Raw genomic sequence first — 21,466 nt, 5'->3', positions numbered from 1 at the left:
CGGGTTATGAGCCCGACGAGCTACCAGGCTGCTCCATCCCGCGCCTGAATTTAGTAAAGGTATTTAAAGTCGCATTACTAACGACTTTCAACACAGCAGGAGTTGACTTCCTGTGCCTTGAAAACGGAGCGTATCATAGTGAGAGCTGAACAAGATTGCAAGCCGTTTAAGAAATAAATTTTACATTGAGACAAATTAATACAGTTTGTTTATAATCGCTGCCAACTTTTCTCCCGGAAAATAGCCATGTACCAATATTTAGCCCTGACTTCTGTGGGCATCGAACCTTTACTTGCTGACGAACTAACAAACCTTGGCGCGCAAACGGTTGTCCAAAAGCCCGAAGGCGTGTATTTCCAAGGTGACTTATCACTTGGTTATCATGTTTGCTTATGGAGTCGTTTAGCAAGTCGCGTGATGTTGAAACTAGGCGAGGGAAGCTGTGGCAATAAAGATGAGTTATACAAAAGTGCGATGAGCGTAGAATGGTCTGAGCATTTTCAAAGTGAAAATACTTTCGCTATCGACTTCGTAGGTAAGAGTGAAGAAATTCGAAATAGCCAGTTTGGTGGTTTAACGGTAAAGGACGCTGTTGTTGATCATTTTAGAGATCGCGGCTTAATTCGCCCATCGGTAGACAAAACAGCAACTGACATTACCTTTCAAGCGCGCCTTTTAAAAGGAGAGGTGTGTTTTTACTTAGACTTTTCTGGACGTTCACTGTTTAGACGTGGTTACCGAAAAGACTCAGGCGCTGCCCCATTAAAAGAAAACCTAGCAGCGGCACTGGTTACTCGTTCAGGTTGGCTAACTGATACCTCTAAGCCGTTAGTCGATCCAATGTGTGGTTCTGGTACGTTATTGATTGAAGCCGTGTCTATGGCCTTTAAGCAAGCACCCTCGTTAAACAAGAAACAATGGGGCTTCAGTTATTGGCAAGGTCATGATGACGAGCTGTATCAAGCGCAATTGCTTGACGCTAAACAAAAGACAGCGAGTTTCAAGCCAGATCATGACATTAAAGTATTTGGACTAGATTTAGATTCTCGCGTATTAAAAACAGCCCAACAAAATGCTCGTCTTGCTAACTTTGCACACCACATCGATTTTCAATGCACCGATGCAAGCAAAATGACAAACCGTTACGAGCAAGCCGGCACGATTCTTTTTAACCCGCCTTATGGTGAGCGTATCGGTGATTTACCTGAGCTTGTCGAAACCTTTGCAGCGCTTGGTCAGGTATTTAAGCAACAATTCGCTGATTGGCGAGTTGCCGTTTTTACCGCGAGTACTGAGCTACTAAGCTTATTGAAACTTGCGTCATTTAAACGCTACAAACTAAAGAATGGTCCGCTTGATTGTCAATTAGCGTTATATAATTTAGACGAAAAACAATTAAGTAAAGGCGGTAGCTCAGGTGAGCAAGCTTTTGCTGAGCAAGACTCTGCATTTGCAAACCGTTTAAAGAAAAATATTAAACAGTTAAAAAAATGGGTTAAAAAAGAAGAGATTGCCTGTTACCGTGTTTACGACGCTGATATCCCAGAATACAACGCTGCCATAGATATTTATAACGATCATCTGGTGATCCAAGAGTACGCTGCGCCTGCCAATATTCCTGAAGATAAAACAGCTAAACGTATTCAGGAAGTCATTTATTGGGCACCTAAAGTCTTAGGTATTGAAACCTCAAAAGTTTCATTAAAGATGAGACGTAAACAAAAGGGCAGTAATCAATACCAGCGTGTTGCGACAGAACAGCGTACCATGATTGTTGAAGAGTACGGTGCAAAGCTCATAGTTAATATTTGGGATTACCTAGATACTGGCTTGTTTTTAGATCATCGTAAAACACGTCAAATCGTTGCCAGTAAAGCGCGCAATAAAAACGTGTTAAACCTGTTTGCTTATACCGGTTCAGTTTCGTTACAAGTCGCGCTTCATGGCGCGTCAGCAGTTACGACCGTTGATATGTCAAATACCTACCTTAATTGGGCGAAAGAAAACTTTGCGTTAAACAATTTAGACGGCAATCAGTATGAATTTGTCCAAGCTGATTGTTTACAATGGTTAAAGCAAGCCAAAGATAACTTTGATTTAATTTTCATTGATCCGCCAACATTTTCTAACTCAAAGCGTATGGATAATACTTTTGACGTTCAGCGTGATCACGTTGCTGTTATTACAGACGCACTGAACTGTTTATCGGAAGGTGGTGAAATCATTTTTACCAACAACAAGCGCAACTTTAAAATGGACTTTGATCAAATAGAAACGCTTGGTTTAGTTGCTAAAAACATCTCAGATCAAACACGTGATATGGACTTTAAACGCAATGTTCATATTCACAACAGTTGGTCAATTAAACGTAAATAGTAGGAATACTGTGAAATACTTACTCTATAGTTCAGTAGGCTGTCATTTATGTGAAGAAGCCTTAGCGTTATGCCTTCAGGTGATAGCGTCTTCCCAGATCACCGTAGTAGATATTCTTGATGACGATGATAAAGAACCTGAAGAGCCAGGTAGTTTGTATAGCCAATATGGCATCAGTATTCCGGTCTTAAAAAATCAGCAGAGCCAACAGGAATTATTTTGGCCTTTTGATCTGCATGCATTACAAGAGTTTATTCAGTAATGGAATTAATAAGAATTACCCAAGCTGAGCTTGCCTATGGTGAAGCTCATATTTTGTACAAGACTGATTTTCGTGTCAGTAAAGGCGAACGAGTTTGTTTAGTGGGTCGTAACGGGGCAGGTAAGTCATCGTTACTGAAAATATTAGCCGGTAAACAGCAGTTAGACGATGGTCAATTGGTGATTTCGAACAACGTACGTGTAGCTATGTTGGAGCAAGATCCACCTCAAAGTTCTGATTTGACAGTGTTTGACTATGTCGCTCAAGGCATTGAAGCCAATGCTAAACTGCTAAAAAAATACCATGAGCAATTACATGCGATAGAAGTTGATGCAAGCGATGCTAATATGGCTACACTTGCTGATATTCAGCAGCAGCTTGATCAAGCCAATGCGTGGCAAGACGAGCAACGTATTGAGCAGGTGTTATCGACCTTAAAACTCAGTGCAGATCAAAACATATCAAACCTCTCTGGTGGCTGGTTACGCAAGCTCGCGCTAGCAAAAGCCTTGGTGACTAATCCAGACGTCTTATTACTTGACGAGCCAACAAACCACTTAGATATTAGTAGTGTTTTATGGTTAGAGAACTTCCTTAAATTATTTACAGGCACCATCGTATTCATCTCTCATGATAGAGCGTTTATACGTTCTATGGCGACGCGTATTATCGATTTAGACCGTGGCAAACTTGCCTCTTACCCAGGCAATTATGATGAGTATCTGGCCAAAAAAGCTCATGATTTAGAAGTGGAAGAAACTCAAAATGCATTGTTTGATAAGCGATTAGCCGAAGAGGAAGCGTGGATCAGACAAGGGATAAAAGCGCGTCGTACCCGTAACGAAGGACGTGTCAGAAACCTTGAAAAGTTGCGCGTAGAACGTAAAAACCGCCGCGAATTGAAGCATCAAGGTGATATAAACATAAGTAAAGGTGAGCGCTCTGGCAAGCGAGTATTTGAATCTCATCAACTTAATGTTGGTTTTGGTGATAAAACCATTATTAATGGCTTAGATTTGCTTATTTCGCGCAAGGACAGAATTGCTTTTATTGGTGCTAACGGTACGGGTAAATCAACCTTGATCAAAGTGATCATGGGGCAATTAGCAGCGACTAGCGGTAAAGTACAACTGGGTGTGAACCTTGATACTGCTTATTTTGATCAGCACCGTGAGCAATTAGATGTTAACCAAACCGTGCAAGATTCGGTAGCCGATGGAAAACAGGAAGTCACCGTAGATGGTCGTACGCGACACGTTCTAGGCTATCTGCAAGACTTTCTATTTAGCCCGAAACGCGCTCGAACACCTGTACGTGCACTTTCAGGTGGCGAGAAAAACCGATTATTACTCGCCCGTTTATTTCTAAGACCGTCTAATTTATTGATTCTCGATGAGCCAACCAATGATTTAGACATAGAAACTTTAGAATTATTGGAAGTAGTCGTTGCAAATTACGCAGGTACGGTTATCTTAGTAAGCCATGATCGAGACTTTGTTAATAACTGTGTTGACAGTTGTTTATATTTTGATGGCTCAGGTCATGTTGAACAAGTTGTTGGTGGTTACGATGACTTGCAAGATTATTTAAGCTATAAAGCGAACAAAACGGCGCAAGCCAAAGCAATAGATAAAGAAGTAAAGCAAAAATCAGCAGTACAAGAAAAGCCTGCCACTCAAAAAAAGAAATTATCTTATAAAGATGCAAGAGAGCTTGAGGCGTTGCCAGAACGCATTGATAATCTTGAACAACAAATTTCTGCTTTACAAGCACAAGTAAACGACGGTGACTTTTTCTCACAAGATGCGGAAGTTACTCAGAAAATATTGAACCAGCTGCAAGAATTAGAGTCTGAGCTGGAAGTCGCCTTCGAAAGGTGGCAAGAACTCGATGAATTATAAGAAGAGCACAGTAGTTAAATGAACAAATTTGTGAAAACACTTTTAGCCGCCTCAATCGGTAGCGTATTAGCAGTAAACAGCGCCCAGGCAGCAAAATATGTTGTTGTAGACTTAGGTGAATTACCTGCACAAGAATATAGTTATGGTATTGATCAAAATGCTGTAAACGAACAAGTTTCAACAGGTAATGGTTCTCATAACTTTCCTGTCTTGTTTCAATACTTAGACGAAGATGACTTTGATGCCATTGAGTTAAAAGCTGAGCGAGAATATGAATTAGCTTATGGCTTAACCGATATAGAAGATTCTGAAGCGTTACGAGCGGGTAACCCAACGGCTAACGATTTAGAATGGACGATAAGGTATTTAGCTGCGATTAACAACAATAATTATCAAAAGGTTGTTGATACAGTCTCTTATGTAGACCGTGGTGCTGGCCCTGAGGAATTGGTGATTTTTGATCAGCCATTTGAAGGCACAGATACACTATCGCGCTCTACCAATGATATTGTTACTGGTATTACCGACAATGGTTGGATTTATGGTGTTGGCACCTTACCATTCTTACCACTTGAGTATACGCAATCTGACGGTGACGAATTGACGTTCTTCTTGAACGACTCTAACCGCCAAGCGTTTTTGACAACTGATTACGGTACAACGATCAAAACGATTACTGCGCCAGAGTCTCGTTATGGCGGTGAGTCAGGTATTATGGATATCAACGGCAATACAGCCGTAGGTTTTGCAAGTACGGCAATTGATGAAGATATCTTAGAAATCATTGAACGTGAGACTGACAGCGGTTGTAGCGATCCTAATATTTTAGACAACCAACCAAAAGAAGCGTGTATTCAAAATTTACGTTCAAATATGTACGACATTCGTCCGTTTATGTGGACGCTTGATGGTAATGGTGATGTTGTAGAAACAACAGAGCTAGATTTACTTGTAACACCAAATGAAGATGACTCACGTGTGTTTACTGGTTTTGTTCAAGCAATTAATGCTTCTGGCGTAGCCGTTGGTTACTCTCATGGTTGGGTTGACGAAAATGAAACAAATCCAAGCTCAGGTGAATCTCGTTCATTATATGCCGTGATCTATAAAAACGGTGAAGTTTATGATTTTACAGAAGATCATGGACTAGAATTTGATTCACGCGCCTATGACATCAATGATGCTGGTATCGCAGTGGGTCATGTAAACGAGTATATCGAAGGTGTACAACGTACATCTTTCTATTATGTTGATACGAACCAAGAAAACCCGCAAATGGTTAAACCTATGGGCTTTTTCACAGGCTCAGCAAGTTCTGCTCGTGCAATTAATGAAAATGGTTTGGTGGTAGGTTTTGCTGAATATGAAAATCGTAATGATAACTCGGCTCAACCTCGTCGTAATCATGCGTTTATCTATGACATTGCTGCAGAAACTTTTACGGATGTAAACACGTTAGTCGCATGTGATAGCCCTTACGACATTCTTGAAGCTCGTGATATTAACGATTCAAACCAAATTATGGCGTCGGCAGTGCTCAAAGTGCCACGCAAAGATGCCAAAGGTGAACTCGTTGTTGATGAAAATGGCGATACACTTTATGAAGATGTTGTGCGTCATATTCGATTAGATCCAGTAAACGGTGAGATTGATGAATGTACAGCTGCTGAAGAAGGTAAAGTAGAACGCCAAGGTGCCGCATTAGGCACGACAAGCTTACTTTCAATGTTTTTAGGTTTAGCATTATTCCGTCGACGTAAATAACCTTTCTCGTTCTTTTCTATAAGCACCTACCGCAATGGTGGGTGCTTTCAACAAAATTTAACCTTTCTTATAAAGTTATTAACCAATAACTCCGTTACTATTTACATCAATGTTATGTGATGAATGTTTTGCGGCGCTTTGCTTATGCTACGCCGTAAGATATATGTTGCATTTGTGTTTCTATTATCATATCTTGATCGAACTTAACCAAGTGGTCAGGATTTAAGGAGTACGCTGTGTTTGAACAGTTAGTTATTGCAGCTAAAGAAGCTTATAACAAAGCTTATGCACCCTATAGTAATTTTCATGTGGGCGCTGCAGCGCTCACAACAGAAGGTCAAATCGTTAATGGCTGTAATGTAGAAAATGCCTCATATGGACTTACTGTTTGTGCAGAAAGAAACTGCATAGCGCAAGGGGTTATTCAGGGGCAACGTAAATTTACCGAGTTAGTAGTATATACAGAAGAAGACGTTCTGACGCCTCCATGCGGTGCCTGCAGACAGGTTATCGTTGAATTTATGGCGCAAAATGCAAAGGTTTACGCTGTTAATCACGCTGGTGAAGTCAAGCTTTGGTCGGTAGCAGAATTGTTGCCAGACGCATTTACCCCTGAAAACCTTCAAAAATAGGGAATTAACATGTTATTACCACAAGAAATTATTCGTTTAAAACGTGATGGAAAGTCGTTGTCGGCTGCACAGATTCAGCAGTTTGTTGACGGCCTTGTCGACAATGGCTTTAACGACGCACAAGCTGGTGCAATGGCAATGGCAATATTTCAACAGGGAATGGATACCACTGAGATTACCGAACTAACGCTTGCAATGATGCGCTCAGGGCAAGTATTAACCTGGCCGGAAGTTGATGGGCCTATTGTTGATAAACACTCTACAGGCGGTGTTGGCGACAAAGTAAGTTTCATGCTTGCTGCAATTGTAGCTGCTTGTGGGGCTTATGTGCCAATGATTTCTGGTCGTGGATTAGGCCATACCGGTGGTACAGCAGATAAATTAGAAAGCATAGCTGGATTTAATGTTGCACCATCAATTGAGCAATTTAAAGATATTGTTAAGCGTGATCGGTTAGCGATTATTTCTCAAACGTCTGATTTAGCGCCAGCAGATAAACGCCTTTACGGTATACGTGATGTGACAGCGTGCGTTGAGTCTATTCCCCTGATCACCGCGTCTATTTTATCTAAAAAGCTAGCGGCAGGGCTTGATGGTTTAGTGATGGACGTCAAAGTAGGCAATGGCGCTATGATGAATAAGCTAGACGATGCGATTGCACTTGCCAAAAGTATTAATCGAGTAAGTAATCAAGCAGGTGTTGTAACGCAAACTGTGATCACTGATATGAATCAAGTATTGGGCAGAAGTGCAGGTAATGCGATTGAAATGTATGAAACCGTGCAATACTTAACCGGTGAATACCGAGACGCTCGTTTACATGAAGTGGTCGTTAAATTGGCTGAGTTGATGCTGATTAACGCTAAAATTGCTGCTAACAGTGCCGATGCGAACCAACGAATCGAAGAAGTGCTTACATCAGGTAAAGCTGCAGAGCAATTTAATCGCATGATCGCGGCACTCAATGGACCAACAGATTATATTGATAAGCCTTGGGCCTACATGCCAAAAGCCGAGGTGGTGAAAGATGTAGTTGTAACGCGTTCCGGTGTAATTAATGCAATGCAAACCCGCGATGTCGGGCTATCGGTAGTTGAATTAGGTGGTGGTCGACTGTCTAACACTGATCGTGTTGATCATAGTGTTGGTTTTGATCATATTTTACCGGTTGGCACTTGTGTAAGCGTTGGTGACGTTGTTGCTCAAGTACATGCTAAAGATGAAGCTAGTGCAGAAAAAGCTAGTCAACAATTTCTTGATGCACTTGATGTTGCTGAAGAAGTGGGGCAGGTTAACCCTGTTATTTATCAAGTGATTAATGACTAGCTAATTGTTTGAGATACCGGCCTTCGCCGGTATGACGGTTAGTGGCTGGTATGGCGGCTAGGGGAAGGTATTGCCGTAAATGGTCGGTATGACGACTAGGGGCTAGTGTTCTGGTTAATGTTCGTTGAACTAAAACTGTCTTTTAGACATCAAGTGTTTGAGATACCGGCCTTCGCCGGTATGACGGTTAGGGGCTGGTATGACGGCTAGGGGCAGGTATGGCGGCTAGGGGAAGGTATTGCCGTTAATGGTCGGTATGACTTCTAGGGGCTAGTGTTCTGGTTAATGTTCGTTGAACTAAAACTGTCTTTTAGACATCAAGTGTTTGAGATACCGGCCTTCGCCGGTATGACGGTTAGGGGCTGGTTTGACGGCTAGGGGCAGGTATTGCCGTTAATGGTCGGTATGACTTCTAGGGGCTAGTGTTCTGGTTAATGTTCGTTGAACTAAAACTGTCTTTTAGACATCAAGTGTTTGAGATACCGGCCTTCGCCGGTATGACGGTTAGTGGCAGGTATGGCGGCTAGGGGAAGGTATTGCCGTTAATGGTCGGTATGACTTCTAGGGGCAGGTATGACGATCAAGGGCCGGTATGACGCCTGTTATTGTCGTCAAAAGCTCATTAAAATGGGTCAGCGTATTTATTACGTTGACCCTTTTTAATGTTAGAACTTGGCTGTTTAGTTATTTTTGATTTTGCCAAACGAGCTCTTTAAAATGCTTACGGCATAACGCTTCATAGCGCTCATTGCCGCCAATTTCTATTTGTTCACCATCAATGGCTGCATTGCCGTGTTCGTCGACACGGGTCACAAAACCTGCTTTTTTACCACAATGACAAATTGTTTTTAGCTCAACAAGTTTATCTGCCCATGCAAGCAGCGCAGCACTACCAGTAAACGTTTCACCTAAGAAATCGGTACGAATGCCATATGCCAGCACGGGAATGCCGATAATATCGACAATATCTGTTAGCTGTCGTACTTGTTCTTTTGTTAAAAACTGGGCTTCATCAATTAGAATGCAATGGCAGTTTTGTTCCGCGACAATTTTACCAACATCATGGTATAAGTTGGTGTTGCCATCGAACAAGAAGGCGTCGGCGTCAATACCTAAACGAGACGATACTTTACCCTCAGAAAATCTATCATCAATTTTTGCGGTATACACGATGGTATTCATACCTCGTTCGCGGTAGTTATATGATGATTGAAGTAAGTGGGTTGATTTACCCGCATTCATTGAAGAGTAATAAAAATAGAGTTTTGACATTGTTATTATTAGGTATGAAATATTAGGTGTATTTTATAAAGAAACAAAAAAAGTAGCTAGGGTATAGCTACTTTTTGTTTAATTATTCGTGCTGCAATAGGTTGTACCGATTAGTAACTGCTTTTATTTGTGCTGTCTGCGTCGGCACCTAAGGTAACGAGTAAGTTATTTAATAAACTACTCGCACCAAATCTAAAGCGTGCTGGTGTTAACCATGCGTTGCCTAGAATATCTGTCGCCATATCAAGATACACTTTAGCATCTTCAGCGGTTTTCACGCCGCCAGCAGGCTTAAAACCAACAGCAGGGTTTTTGGCACTGATTACCTGCATCATTAATTTTGCAGCTTCAGGTGTTGCATTGACTGCCACCTTACCCGTAGATGTTTTAATAAAATCTGCACCCGCAGCAATTGATATTTCACTTGCTTTTGTGATCAACGCATCGGTTTTTAGTTCACCCGTTTCAATGATCACTTTAAGTTGTACGTTATCACCACAAGCTTGCTTACATGCTTGTACGAGCTCAAAACCGATACTTTCATTGCCTGAAATTAACGCACGGTAAGGGAATACCACGTCGACCTCGTCAGCCCCATAAGCGACAGCAGCTTTCGTTTCAGCCACAGCAATAGCGACATCGTCATTGCCAAGGGGAAAGTTTGTCACGGTCGCAATCTTAATTTCTGGTGTACCTTGTTCGGCTAGTTGCTTCTTTGCCACAGGAATATATCGTGGGTAAATACAAATCGCAGCGGTGTTACCTTTTGCAGACTTAGCTTGCTTGCATAAGGCAATAATATCTTCACTCGTTTCGTTATCAGTTAGTGTTGTTAAATCCATCATTGATAACGCTTGTTGAGCATAAACGGTTAATTCAGACATAATATTCTCTACAGTGATAAGAAAGTGCCAGCAATTGCCGCACTCATTAAATTAGCAAGCGTTGCAGCTAATACTGCTTTCATACCCAATTGTGCGATATCCTTACGACGACTTGGTGCCATTGCACCAATACCACCAAGCAAAATACCGATAGATGAAAGGTTAGCAAAACCACATAGCGCAAAAGTAATAATTGCTTGCGTATTTGGTGTTAATGTTTCTCTCATTTCTACAAAGTTTGCATAAGCAAAAAACTCATTTACAACAATCTTTTGGCCAATAAAGTTACCAGCGATCATCATCTCGTCAAACGGTACACCAATAATGTAAGCGATAGGGGCGAATACAAGACCGAAAATTTCTTTAAGAGATACTTGATTAAGATTTGAATCAAATACCGCATTTGCGATAGACGTTATGCTGACACCCGCTAATTCAAACGTTGTGATACCAACTAGCATTGTATCTATTAGGGTTACTAGTGCGATAAAGGCTAACAACATAGCACCAACGTTAGCCGCTAACATAAGACCAGAAGATGCTCCTTGAGCGGCAGCATCAATCACATTAGTTGGTGTGTTATCTTCTTCACCAAAAACAACTTCTCTGTTTTCTTCGGTGTCGATTTTTTCTGATTCAGTTTCAGGCATCAATATTTTTGCCATCAATAAACCACCAGGCGCTGCCATGAATGAAGCAGCTACAAGGTATTTAAGCTCTACACCTAACCCGGCATAACCAGCAAGTACAGAACCAGCTACCGACGCTAAGCCACCAACCATGATGGCAAACAATTCAGAGCGAGTCATACCAGCAATGTAAGGTTTTACGACGAGCGGTGCTTCTGTTTGACCAACGAAAATGTTCGCTGTTGCTGACATAGATTCAGGTTTGCTGGTGCCAAGTAATTTATGTAAACCACCACCTATAACATTGATCACCCATTGCATAATGCCTAAGTAATATAAAACGGCGATTAATGAAGAGAAGAAAATAATGACAGGTAATACACGAACAGCGAAAACAAAACCAACACCATTGCCGAACATAGCATCAGTGCCTAGGCCACCAAATAAGAAGTTAATACCGGCTTTAGCACTGTCGATAACTTGTTGAACACCATTTGAAAAGCCTTCAAGAAGTTCTTTACCCCATGGAACATAAAGAACAAATGCACCAAGAAAAATTTGAATTGCAAAGGCAAGACCAACGGTACGCCAGTTAATTGCTTTCTTATTTTTGCTAATAAGTACCGCTAACGCAAAAAGCGCAATAATACCTATTATGCCTCTAATAAAACCTAGTTCCATTTAAACCTCGTTGTATTTTATGTTAGCTGTCTTAACTGAGCTTTCAGTACTTCGATAGCCATTCTATTTTTTCCACCACGCGTGATAACAATGTCAGCAAACGCTTTTGATGGTTCAACAAACTGATGATACATAGGGCGAACTGTTTCAACATACTGATCTGTGATCGACGTTAACGTGCGTTCACGCTCTACCATATCGCGCTTAATTCTGCGTATTAGACATATATCTAATGGCGTATCCATATAGACTTTTATGTCAAAAACCTCTCGTAGTGTGGGATCTGATAACAGTAATATGCCTTCAACTAAAATGATGTTAGTTGATGCAACCTGCACCGTATTTGAGGTTCTCGTGTGCGTATTGTAACAATAAACCGGTGTTTCGATTGTTTCACCAAGTAGCAAATTGTTTAAATGCGTTAATAGTAAATCGTGCTCAAAGGCTTGTGGATGATCGTAGTTAGTTTTAATGCGTTCATCCATTGGCAGGTGATCTTGGCAGCGATAATAAGAATCTTCTTTTATAATGGTAATGGTTTCAGGTCCTAACTCTTCAACCAATTCATCATGAATGGTTTGAGCAAACAGAGTTTTACCTGAGGCAGAGGCGCCAACGACAGCGATAATAGTTGGCTTTTTTCGAGTATCTTGAGTCATAAGAGCTAAAGTGAAGGCCTTGAAAAAGTGATATTTTAGCTTATTGCAGTAAAAAGGATATAAGTATTAACAAAAAATAACCAAAGTTATTAACAATATATACAAAGCTACGTTAATTACTTTTTTCCAAATTGTTATAATGTTAATCTAACATAAGCTGACCTGTTGGTCATGTTTTTATTGAAATAATTTATAAGGTGATTGTAATGACTCGTGCAATAGTAATGGTTATAGATGGCTTCGGTATTGGCCATGCGCCAGACGCAGAACAATTTGGCGACATTGGCGCAAATACATTTGCCAACTTGTCTCACGCGTTTGCACGTGAACAATCACGCAACTTGTCGCTACCTAACTTAAGCAAACTTGGTTTGGTTGAAGCCTGCAAGGCAGCTAGTGGTGCAGAGATAGCTGTAGACCATGAGCCAGCTACTAAGGGAGCATACGGTTACTGTGCTGAAATTAGTACAGGTAAAGATACGCCAAGTGGACACTGGGAAATGACCGGCGTGCCAGTGCTATTTGATTGGGGATATTTTACTGATAAAACTGAAAGCTTCCCGCAATCGTTGCAAGAAAAAATCTTTGCTGCGACCGGGATTGAGGGGTTATTAGGTAACTGTCATGCATCAGGCACGAATATTATTGCTGAATTAGGTGAAGCGCATATTAAATCGGGTTTACCTATTTGTTACACATCAGCAGATAGTGTTTTTCAAGTGGCGGCACATGAAGAACATTTTGGTTTAGATAACCTATATAAATACTGTGAAGCCGTGCAAGCCATTGTCGGCCCAATGAATATAGGCCGTGTTATTGCACGTCCATTTATTGGTAATGACGCGAGTGATTTTGTGCGCACCGGCAACCGACGTGATTTTTCTATTTTGCCACCACAGGCTACGGTTTTAGACAAACTGAAATCTGCCGGTGGTGAAGTGATCAGTGTTGGTAAAATAGCCGATATTTTTGCCCATCAAGGGATCACACAAAAAACGAAAGCTACCGGTATAGAAGCACTGGTCAATGCAACGCTTACTCACATGGAAACGGCACCAAGTAATAGTATAATTTTTACTAATCTAGTTAATTTTGACCAAGATTTTGGCCATCGACGTGACCCTGTTGGTTTTGGTTTAGCACTTGAAGCATTTGATAAACAACTAGATGACGTATTAACAACGCTTGATGATCAAGATACGTTGTTTTTAATTGCAGATCACGGTTGTGATCCTACATGGCAGGGCTCAGATCATACGCGTGAGTACGTGCCAATACTTGCTTATGCTAACCATATGAATTCTATAAACTTAGGTGAGCGTGCTACATTTGCTGACTTAGGACAAACCCTTGCTGAGATGTTCGGCTTAGAGAAAATGAATTACGGTTCATCTTTTTGTCGTAATTTGTAAAAAAACTCCCACAATTTGTAAATAAACTAGTATAATTGGTCAGGAATAATTAGGTCACTACAAAATAATTATAGACCTTGATTCAATGAAAAAATTTATTAAAACACTTTCCTGGGAGAATTTAACATGGGTTTACTTAAGCAATCATCTCTTGCTTTGAGTATTAATGCTGCCATTTTATCAACAACTGTTGGTATGGCGTTGCCTACTTTAGCTGAAGAAGCACAAGCGGGTAAATTGGAAGTCATTGAAGTTACTGCACGTAAACGTGTAGAGAACGTTCAAGAAGTTCCCGTTGCTGTATCAGCATTACAAGGCGATAACTTAGATGCATACAGCTCTGCTGCGATGGACATTCGTTTTATGAATGCTCGCGTACCAAGTTTATCTGTTGAGTCATCATTTGGTCGTACTTTCCCGCGTTTTTACATGCGTGGTTTAGGTAACTCAGATTTTGATTTAAATGCATCACAACCTGTTTCTTTAGTTGTTGATAACGTTGTACAAGAAAACCCGATTTTAAAAGGTTTCCCAGTATTTGATGTTGAACGTATCGAAGTATTACGTGGCCCACAAGGTACACTTTTCGGTCGTAACACACCTGCTGGCCTCGTAAAATTTGACTCAGTAAAACCTTCACAAGATTTTGAAGGCTTTGCGTCGTTATCTTACGGTTCTAAAAACACAACTGATTTCCGTACGGCAATGGGTGGTGGTTTAACAGATAACTTGTCAGCACGTATCTCATACTTGCGCCAAGATCGTGACGACTACATTGATAATGAAGCACCAGATATTTTTGGTGAAGACTTCCAACGTAAAAATGTATTAGGTGGCTACACAGACCAAGCGTTACGTGTACAGTTCTTGTACGAAGGTGATGACTTCAACGCATTATTTAACTACCACGCACGTGATTTAGACGGTAAGCCAGTTACTTTCTACGCGAATGCATTCAAACCAGGTACTAACGATTTAGTTGATGGTTTTAAGCGTGACGTTGTAACTCATGATTCTGCAGACCGTGCAACACAGCAAGTTGAGACGCAAGGTGCTAGCTTAACATTAGACTTTGACTTAGGTGACTACACGTTTACTTCAATCACTGGTTGGGAAAGTGCTGACATATACTCTCGTGCTGACGTAGACGGTGGTTACGGTGCGCCATTTGCACCAATTCAAGGTCCTGGTGTTATTACAATTAGCTCAGAAACTGCTGATGCAATTCCAGATCACGATCAAATCACTCAAGAGTTTCGTTTAACATCGAACTTCTCTGGTGATTTCAATTACCAAGCAGGTGTTTTCTACTTCTCTGAAGACTTAACGATTGAAAGTTTTTCATACGAAGCATTATTTGGCGCTGGTGGCCCACAAACGGGTTACGTCGTTCAGAAGCAAGACACAACAGCATGGGCTGTTTTCGGTTCATTTGATTACAACATTTCTGACTTAACGCAAGTGACTTTAGGTTTACGTTACTCTGATGATGACAAAGATTACTCATCACAGCGTTTCCAAGCACCATTAAATGGCTGTTGTGGTCAACCTAACGAAGCATACGGTGAAGTAAATCCTAGCGATTCACATGTTTCTTGGGACTTAAGTGTTACGCATAAATTAAACGAAGACGTTAACGTTTATGCTCGTGTAGCTGATTCATTCCGTGCGCCTTCAATTCAAGGTCGTTCATTATTTGCATGGGACGACGGTATCTCAGTGGCAGATTCAGAGACGATTTTATCATTTGAAACAGGTGTGAAATCTGACGTAATGGATGGTGCAGGTCGTATTAACGCGAACGTATTCTACTTTACGATGAACGATCAGCAGTTAACATCTGTTGGTGGTGACAGCAACACAGCACGTTTATTAAATGCTGATGAAACTGTAGGTTACGGTTTTGAAGTTGATTCAGAATTCATGGTAACTGATAACTTAGCGGTTACCGCTAACGTGAGTTACAACAACACTGAATTAAACGACGCTAACATTTCAGTGCCAGTTTGTGCATTATGTACAGTAACTGATTCAGTTAACGATGGTCGTGCAATTATTGATGGTAACTCGTTACCACACGCGCCAGAGTGGATTGGTGTATTAACTGCCCGTTACACAATGGAAGTTGGTGACGGTGAAATGTACTTATACACTGATTGGTCTTACCGTAGTGAAATTAACTTCTTCTTATATGAGTCTGAAGAGTTCACCGGTAAATCATTACTTGAAGGTGGCGTGAGTGCTGGTTACATGTGGGATGAAGGCGATAACTCATATGAAGTATCAGTATTTGGTCGTAACATCACAGACGAGCAACAAGCAATTGGTGCTGTAGACTTCTCTAATAACACTGCGATTATTAACGAAGAAGCGTTCTGGGGCGCAGAGTTCAAAGTGTCTTTCTACTAAACACTGCTTACTCTTAACGCAAAAGGCTAGTTAATCACTAGCCTTTTTTATTGCCATTTTTTTAATGAGGTGCACGGTTAATATGCCTTAACATGTAGCTCTATTTGCTTATTCTGACTTAGCCTTTTAATAATTTTTATCGATACCTTTCTTAAGCAAGGCCTTTTAACACTGTCTTTAAACATTCGACTGAGAGATTGTTCCTAAAACCTTTCAATGGTTGCACTTAAATGTAAGCCAATATGTTGAAGTGTATAGATTTTAATCATTTCCTTCGTTTTTAGTTAGTATTCAAAAAATTTATGATTACGAGGGTTGTTAACAATAAATTAACAATGTATGATTGCGCCCGAATGGAAATCATTCGTATGTTTTTTAAAGGAATTCTCTGAAAATGAAAAAATTATCAATGATCGCTAGTGTACTAGCACTATCTTTTTCTTCTAACGTTTTTGCTGAAACTGACGCACCTGTATCATGGGATTATGCTGAAGTTGGTTATAAAAAAGTAAAACTAGATGGTTTAACGTTAGATGGCTACGTAGTTGACGTTACTAAATCAATCACAAACAACATGTTTGTATTTACGTCATTTAGTCGTGCACAAGACGACGTAAATGTTGGTTTAGCGTCAACATTAGATGTAGAACTTGATCAGTTTAACTTAGGTGTTGGTTACCGCAATGCCATTACTGAAACAACTGACTTCTTCGCTACATTATCATTTGAAACAGCTGATGTTAGCATTGCTGATGAAAGCGTTGATGACGACGGTTTTGGCGCTGAAATTGGTGTTCGTTCAATGTTAACTGACAACCTAGAAATTGGCGGTAACTTCGGTTTATTAAGCCTAGGTGATGAGCAAGACTACGTAATTGGCGTAGCGGCAAACTACCAAATTACCGAGCAGTTCTCAGCGACTTTAGGTTTTGAATACATGGATGATGTTAAACAATACGAAGCAAGCGTTCGTTACAGCTTCTAAAATCTGTCACTTTGATACATCCAAAGAAAAGGCCGCTAACGCGGCCTTTTTTATGTTATGAAGACTTTATGACTGTGTTTAAACACAAGGCTTACAGCACGCTCTCTAGCGTTAATTCCATCATTTCTTTGAAGGTTGTTTGACGTTCTTCAGCCGTTGTTTCTTCACCTGTTTTAATGTGATCGCTTACCGTTAATACCGTTAACGCCTTTTTACCACATTCAGCTGCTACACCGTAAAGGCCTGCTGCTTCCATTTCTACTGCAAGAATGCCGTTTTTCTCCATCAAACCAAACATTTCAGGATTTGGCGTATAGAAAAGATCAGCCGTAAAGATATTACCTACATGGATATTAATACCCATTTTATCTGCGGTATCTGCCACGTTACGTAATAAACCAAAATCTGCACACGGTGCAAAGTCGGCACCTTTTAAGCGTTGACGGTTGACGTTTGAATCTGTACTTGCTGACATGCCAACGATAATATCGCGCACTTTAATATCGTCGCGTACTGCGCCACATGAACCAATACGAATGATGCTTTCAACGTTGTATTGTTTAAAAAGTTCAGTGGCATAAATTGAGATCGATGGAACACCCATGCCTGAGCCCATAACCGACACTTCTTTACCTTTATATGTGCCTGTGTAACCAAACATGTTTCTTACTGCGTTAACTTCTTTAACGTTTTCTAAAAAGTTTTCAGCAATGAATTTTGCGCGAAGCGGGTCGCCCGGCATTAATACGGTTTTAGCAAAATCATTTTTTTGTGCTGAAATATGTGGAGTAGCCATTAAATGTACCTATAAGTTAATTAAAACAAATGTTGTAAATAATAAAAGCCAGTAAGTTTCAAGCCAGGTAGAACTGCTATCAAGGATTTTTTACTGAAATGGATTAGGGATTTTAACTGAAAAAGCGCTCGACGATCCAGTTATATCCGACGCTGCCTAAGTATACACCAAAGATACCTACGATACCTGATAGCACAGGTGGTGCAGGGATTGGTAGTTTCAATGCCGTAAAAATAACGCCGACAACGAAACCAGTAACAAGGGCCAATATTAGTTCAATCATAAATCCTCCTTAATACAGATGATAATATAACCAGTGTTATGACTGTTTAATTGTTCGTAATTGTTGTTTTTCATGATCAGACAAAAAGCACGCGTCAATCGCGTTAAGCTGCAAGGTGGTGATGTCTGCTTCGCAAAGGCCAACAATATTACGTGCGATAGCAAACTCTTGCTTTAACTCTGTTTGCTCTACCGCGGGATCATCGGTATTTAAACACACCTTAATACCAGCATCTAAAAACGTTTTGATCGGGTGATTACGTAGATCGCTTACTGTGCCCGTTTGGTAGTTAGAGGTTAAACATGATTCAACGGCAATATGATGCTGTGCTAAATATTCAAGTAATTTTGGATCGTTTTTACTGTTAACACCATGACCAATGCGTTGTGCACCTAAATGTTTAACCGCATGCCAAACACTTTCAGCACCGAGTGCTTCACCTGCGTGAATAGTGACGGCTAAATTGTTTTGTTGTACTAATTTAAAATGGGTTTCAAATAGCTCGCCATGAAAACCTTTTTCATCGCCGGCTAAATCGATAGCGACAAGCTTATTTTTACATGAAAGTAGGGCGTTTAGCTCTTTCGTACATGCTTCTTGGCCGTAGCTTCTGCTCAAAATACCAATTAAATTTGCCTGCGTGTTAAAGGTTTTTACGCCTTGCTCAACACCGTCGATAACGGCTTCTACTAAGCCTTGTAACGGAAGGCCAAATGCTAAAGCCATATAATAAGGGGAGAAACGCAGTTCAGCGTAATCAATACCAGCGTTAGCCAGATCTTCTACATTTTCATAGGCAATGCGTTTAACGTCGTCGAGTGTTTTTAATACCGAGACGCCGTAATCTAATTTGGTTAAAAATTCCACTAAGTTACTTGCCTTGTCTTGAATCGTGGCAAGCTTAATAAATTCGTCAAAGTTAGTGGTTGGCAAGGCGATATCGTGCTGTTGTGCTAATTGCCATACGGTACTGGGACGAATGTTTCCGTCTAGATGACGGTGCAGATCGATAAGAGGAAGACGTTCGTTATACATGAAGCTCCTAATTAAGAAAAACGTGAAGTTTAAGGTGATCTAATAATTATACCTTTTTTTAATAAATTTGTTGGCTTTATCACAGATTGATTGATAGATTGTTAGGCGGATTAGTCATTTTAGGTGTCTAGACGTATACGAAAGTAAATATTAAAAGAGAGCTCGCAAATGTATTACCAAACTGATGACGTTCATATCAGTAAAATCAAAGAATTATTACCTCCTGTCGCATTACTAGAAAAGTTTCCTGCATCAGAAAAAGCTAGTGAAGTAGTGTTTCAAGGCCGCCAAGCCATTAAAAACATTTTAAATGGGGAAGACGACCGCTTATTAGTGGTGATTGGCCCATGTTCAATTCATGATCCGCAAGCTGCACTAGAGTATGGTGAAAAGCTCACTGCGCTTCGTGAAAAGTATGCAGATAACCTAGAAGTGGTTATGCGTGTATATTTTGAAAAGCCGCGCACAACCGTTGGCTGGAAAGGCTTAATTAACGATCCGTACTTAGATAATAGCTTTAAACTTAATGATGGTTTGAAGCTCGGCAGAAAGCTATTAGCTGACTTAAATGATATGGGGATGCCTACCGCAGGTGAGTTTCTCGATATGATTACACCGCAATATATGGCTGACTTTATGTGTTGGGGCGCGATTGGTGCTAGAACGACTGAATCGCAAGTGCATCGTGAGCTAGCGTCGGGATTATCATGCCCTGTAGGGTTTAAGAACGGTACCGATGGCACAATCAAAATAGGTATTGATGCGATTGGCGCGGCTAGTGCTTCGCACCACTTTTTATCAGTTACAAAGTTTGGTCATTCTGCGATTGTTGAAACAACAGGTAACCCAGATTGTCATATTATTTTACGTGGCGGTAAGTTACCTAACTTTGATGCAGAAAGCGTGGCACAAGTGACGAGCCAACTAGACGCAGCAAAACTCAATCCAAAAGTAATGATTGATTTTTCGCACGCGAATAGCCAAAAGAAATTTCAAAACCAAATGCTTGTTAGTGAAGATGTAGCAGGGCAGATATCAGCCGGTAATCAAAATGTATTTGGTGTAATGGTAGAAAGCCATTTAGTAGAAGGGCGCCAGGATTTAGTTGAAGGTGAAGAGCTTACCTATGGTCAAAGTATTACAGATGCTTGTATTGGCTGGCGTGATACTGAAACGTTACTCGCTCAATTAAATGATGCGGTAGCAACACGTAAAACGATTAAGTAAAACCTAAAACGAATTCATCGTTTTTAGACAAAACTCGGTATTTAACGATACCGAGTTTTTTGTTTAAACCATAAAAACTATTTGAATAATGATTACTGTTTATTTATACAAGTTGTATTCGATTCCCAACGTGCGCCAAACATTGGTATAAATTCCGCATTTCTCCATAGCTAAAAATATTTATTGTTTACAAGCAATAAGTTAGCGTGTAAATTTTTATTATTATGTAAAAAGGTGGAAACCTAAGCTGTGTGAAACACGGAATGGTTCCGCCTAATAAACTGTTATGATGCACAATCAACTTGTGAGTTGTGCACAAATAATTTTTCAATACTTTTCTTATTTCCTCCTGATTTACCATTAGCACTTAATGAGCTTTTTACTTCTTACTCCCATACACAAACAAAATCTTCATCTATATTTTTTAATTCTTGGTCTGTCATTTTTATTTCCTTAATTTCAGTAGTGGCAACATAACAAGCAAATTAAATTGGACTTGCTACGCCGCCGTTTATTTAAATGGTTAGCTGTTCATTGAGGTTTAGGTGTGAAGTGTGCAAATAATTAACTTTCTCTTAGTAATCCTTTTCCCATTTTCGATGGTGTTAGGAATTATTTGTTTTGTTAAGGCAGTCTACTTTTTTGTAAAAGCAACTCAAAATACCACAAAGGCAGCTTTTGAAAGTTTTCACACTAAAATCACACCTGTAAATGTTATATGGTATCCAAATTGTTTAACCTCAGTTGGTAAAAGTTTTCGACGGAAAGCAATTGTATCTATGCTTTGGGTTTGCTTTTGGTGGGGTGGTTTTGTAGTGTTGGCTCAATTAATTGAAGTAAACAGCTAACAAGTAACTAAAGCGGGACAAATAAAGCTTGGCTTTTGTCGCTGCGCTCAAAATTTTAGCCAAGCTAATTATTTGCCCCTTAGTT

The 21,466-nt window shown here is 40.3% G+C and carries 18 protein-coding genes; 11 read left to right on the top strand and 7 right to left on the bottom strand.

Annotated features, from left to right (window positions below; all coding sequences use genetic code 11):
• Positions 1-246 precede the first annotated feature (246 nt).
• The 6 genes from rlmKL (at position 247) to deoA (ending at position 8,261) form a co-directional block, all read left to right on the top strand.
• Positions 247-2,376: a bifunctional 23S rRNA (guanine(2069)-N(7))-methyltransferase RlmK/23S rRNA (guanine(2445)-N(2))-methyltransferase RlmL gene (gene rlmKL, locus QQK02_RS15945; RefSeq protein ID WP_284209137.1), complete on the top strand. Its 2,130-nt coding sequence runs from the start codon at positions 247-249 to the stop codon at positions 2,374-2,376.
• 10 nt (positions 2,377-2,386) lie between these two features.
• Complete coding sequence (locus tag QQK02_RS15940; protein ID WP_284209136.1) at positions 2,387-2,638, top strand: glutaredoxin family protein; 252 nt, start codon at positions 2,387-2,389, stop codon at positions 2,636-2,638.
• Positions 2,638-4,539 carry an ATP-binding cassette ATPase Uup gene (gene uup, locus QQK02_RS15935; RefSeq protein ID WP_284209134.1) on the top strand — a complete coding sequence of 634 codons (1,902 nt, stop codon included), beginning with the start codon at positions 2,638-2,640 and terminating at the stop codon, positions 4,537-4,539. The genes QQK02_RS15940 and uup overlap by 1 nt, the downstream gene beginning before the upstream one ends.
• Before the next feature lie 30 nt (positions 4,540-4,569).
• Positions 4,570-6,303 (top strand): DUF3466 family protein, encoded by a 1,734-nt coding sequence (locus QQK02_RS15930; RefSeq protein WP_284209133.1) that lies wholly within the window; start codon positions 4,570-4,572, stop codon positions 6,301-6,303.
• A gap of 236 nt (positions 6,304-6,539) precedes the next feature.
• Positions 6,540-6,935, top strand: coding sequence for a cytidine deaminase (locus tag QQK02_RS15925; RefSeq protein WP_284209132.1), 396 nt, complete (start codon positions 6,540-6,542; stop codon positions 6,933-6,935).
• Positions 6,936-6,944: 9 nt separating this feature from the next.
• Complete coding sequence (gene deoA, locus QQK02_RS15920; protein ID WP_284209131.1) at positions 6,945-8,261, top strand: thymidine phosphorylase; 1,317 nt, start codon at positions 6,945-6,947, stop codon at positions 8,259-8,261.
• A 684-nt stretch (positions 8,262-8,945) separates the two neighbouring features.
• On the opposite strand, the gene QQK02_RS15915 is transcribed toward deoA, so the two are convergent.
• The 4 genes from QQK02_RS15915 to udk all read right to left on the bottom strand — a co-directional run bounded on the left by QQK02_RS15915 (position 8,946) and on the right by udk (position 12,386).
• Entirely contained in the window at positions 8,946-9,533 is a 588-nt protein-coding gene (locus tag QQK02_RS15915; RefSeq protein ID WP_284209130.1) for a thymidine kinase, read from the bottom strand.
• 110 nt (positions 9,534-9,643) lie between these two features.
• A complete protein-coding gene (gene deoC / locus QQK02_RS15910) occupies positions 9,644-10,417 on the bottom strand; it encodes a deoxyribose-phosphate aldolase (RefSeq protein WP_284209128.1) in 774 nt (257 codons plus the stop codon).
• Between the two features lie 8 nt (positions 10,418-10,425).
• On the bottom strand, positions 10,426-11,727 hold the full coding sequence (locus tag QQK02_RS15905) for a NupC/NupG family nucleoside CNT transporter (protein ID WP_284209127.1): 1,302 nt from the start codon (positions 11,725-11,727) through the stop codon (positions 10,426-10,428).
• 17 nt (positions 11,728-11,744) lie between these two features.
• Positions 11,745-12,386, bottom strand: coding sequence for a uridine kinase (gene udk / locus QQK02_RS15900; RefSeq protein WP_284209126.1), 642 nt, complete (start codon positions 12,384-12,386; stop codon positions 11,745-11,747).
• Positions 12,387-12,592: 206 nt separating this feature from the next.
• On the opposite strand from udk, the gene QQK02_RS15895 reads away from it, so the two are divergent.
• The 3 genes from QQK02_RS15895 to QQK02_RS15885 all read left to right on the top strand — a co-directional run bounded on the left by QQK02_RS15895 (position 12,593) and on the right by QQK02_RS15885 (position 17,192).
• The gene (locus tag QQK02_RS15895; protein WP_284209125.1) at positions 12,593-13,798 is read left to right on the top strand and encodes a phosphopentomutase; all 1,206 of its coding nucleotides are present in this window, start codon (positions 12,593-12,595) and stop codon (positions 13,796-13,798) included.
• Between the two features lie 126 nt (positions 13,799-13,924).
• Positions 13,925-16,207 (top strand): TonB-dependent receptor, encoded by a 2,283-nt coding sequence (locus QQK02_RS15890; RefSeq protein ID WP_284209124.1) that lies wholly within the window; start codon positions 13,925-13,927, stop codon positions 16,205-16,207.
• Between the two features lie 394 nt (positions 16,208-16,601).
• Complete coding sequence (locus QQK02_RS15885; RefSeq protein WP_284209123.1) at positions 16,602-17,192, top strand: outer membrane beta-barrel protein; 591 nt, start codon at positions 16,602-16,604, stop codon at positions 17,190-17,192.
• Between the two features lie 91 nt (positions 17,193-17,283).
• Here the strand turns inward: QQK02_RS15885 and deoD are convergent, their stop codons facing one another.
• The 3 genes from deoD to add form a co-directional block, all read right to left on the bottom strand.
• Positions 17,284-17,988: a purine-nucleoside phosphorylase gene (gene deoD, locus QQK02_RS15880; protein WP_284209122.1), complete on the bottom strand. Its 705-nt coding sequence runs from the start codon at positions 17,986-17,988 to the stop codon at positions 17,284-17,286.
• Positions 17,989-18,100: 112 nt separating this feature from the next.
• On the bottom strand, positions 18,101-18,271 hold the full coding sequence (locus QQK02_RS15875; protein WP_284209120.1) for a XapX domain-containing protein: 171 nt from the start codon (positions 18,269-18,271) through the stop codon (positions 18,101-18,103).
• Positions 18,272-18,307: 36 nt separating this feature from the next.
• On the bottom strand, positions 18,308-19,306 hold the full coding sequence (gene add, locus QQK02_RS15870; RefSeq protein WP_284209119.1) for an adenosine deaminase: 999 nt from the start codon (positions 19,304-19,306) through the stop codon (positions 18,308-18,310).
• A 168-nt stretch (positions 19,307-19,474) separates the two neighbouring features.
• Between add and aroG the strand changes: the two genes are divergently transcribed.
• Both aroG and QQK02_RS15860 read left to right on the top strand, forming a co-directional pair.
• Positions 19,475-20,533, top strand: a complete 1,059-nt coding sequence (gene aroG / locus QQK02_RS15865; RefSeq protein ID WP_284209118.1) for a 3-deoxy-7-phosphoheptulonate synthase AroG — start codon at positions 19,475-19,477, stop codon at positions 20,531-20,533.
• 554 nt (positions 20,534-21,087) lie between these two features.
• Positions 21,088-21,381, top strand: a complete 294-nt coding sequence (locus QQK02_RS15860) for a hypothetical protein (RefSeq protein ID WP_284209117.1) — start codon at positions 21,088-21,090, stop codon at positions 21,379-21,381.
• Positions 21,382-21,466 lie beyond the last annotated feature (85 nt).

Source organism: Thalassotalea eurytherma (assembly GCF_030161415.1).
Lineage (GTDB): Bacteria > Pseudomonadota > Gammaproteobacteria > Enterobacterales > Alteromonadaceae > Thalassotalea_G > Thalassotalea_G eurytherma.
This window is presented reverse-complemented; position numbering and strand designations above follow the sequence as displayed.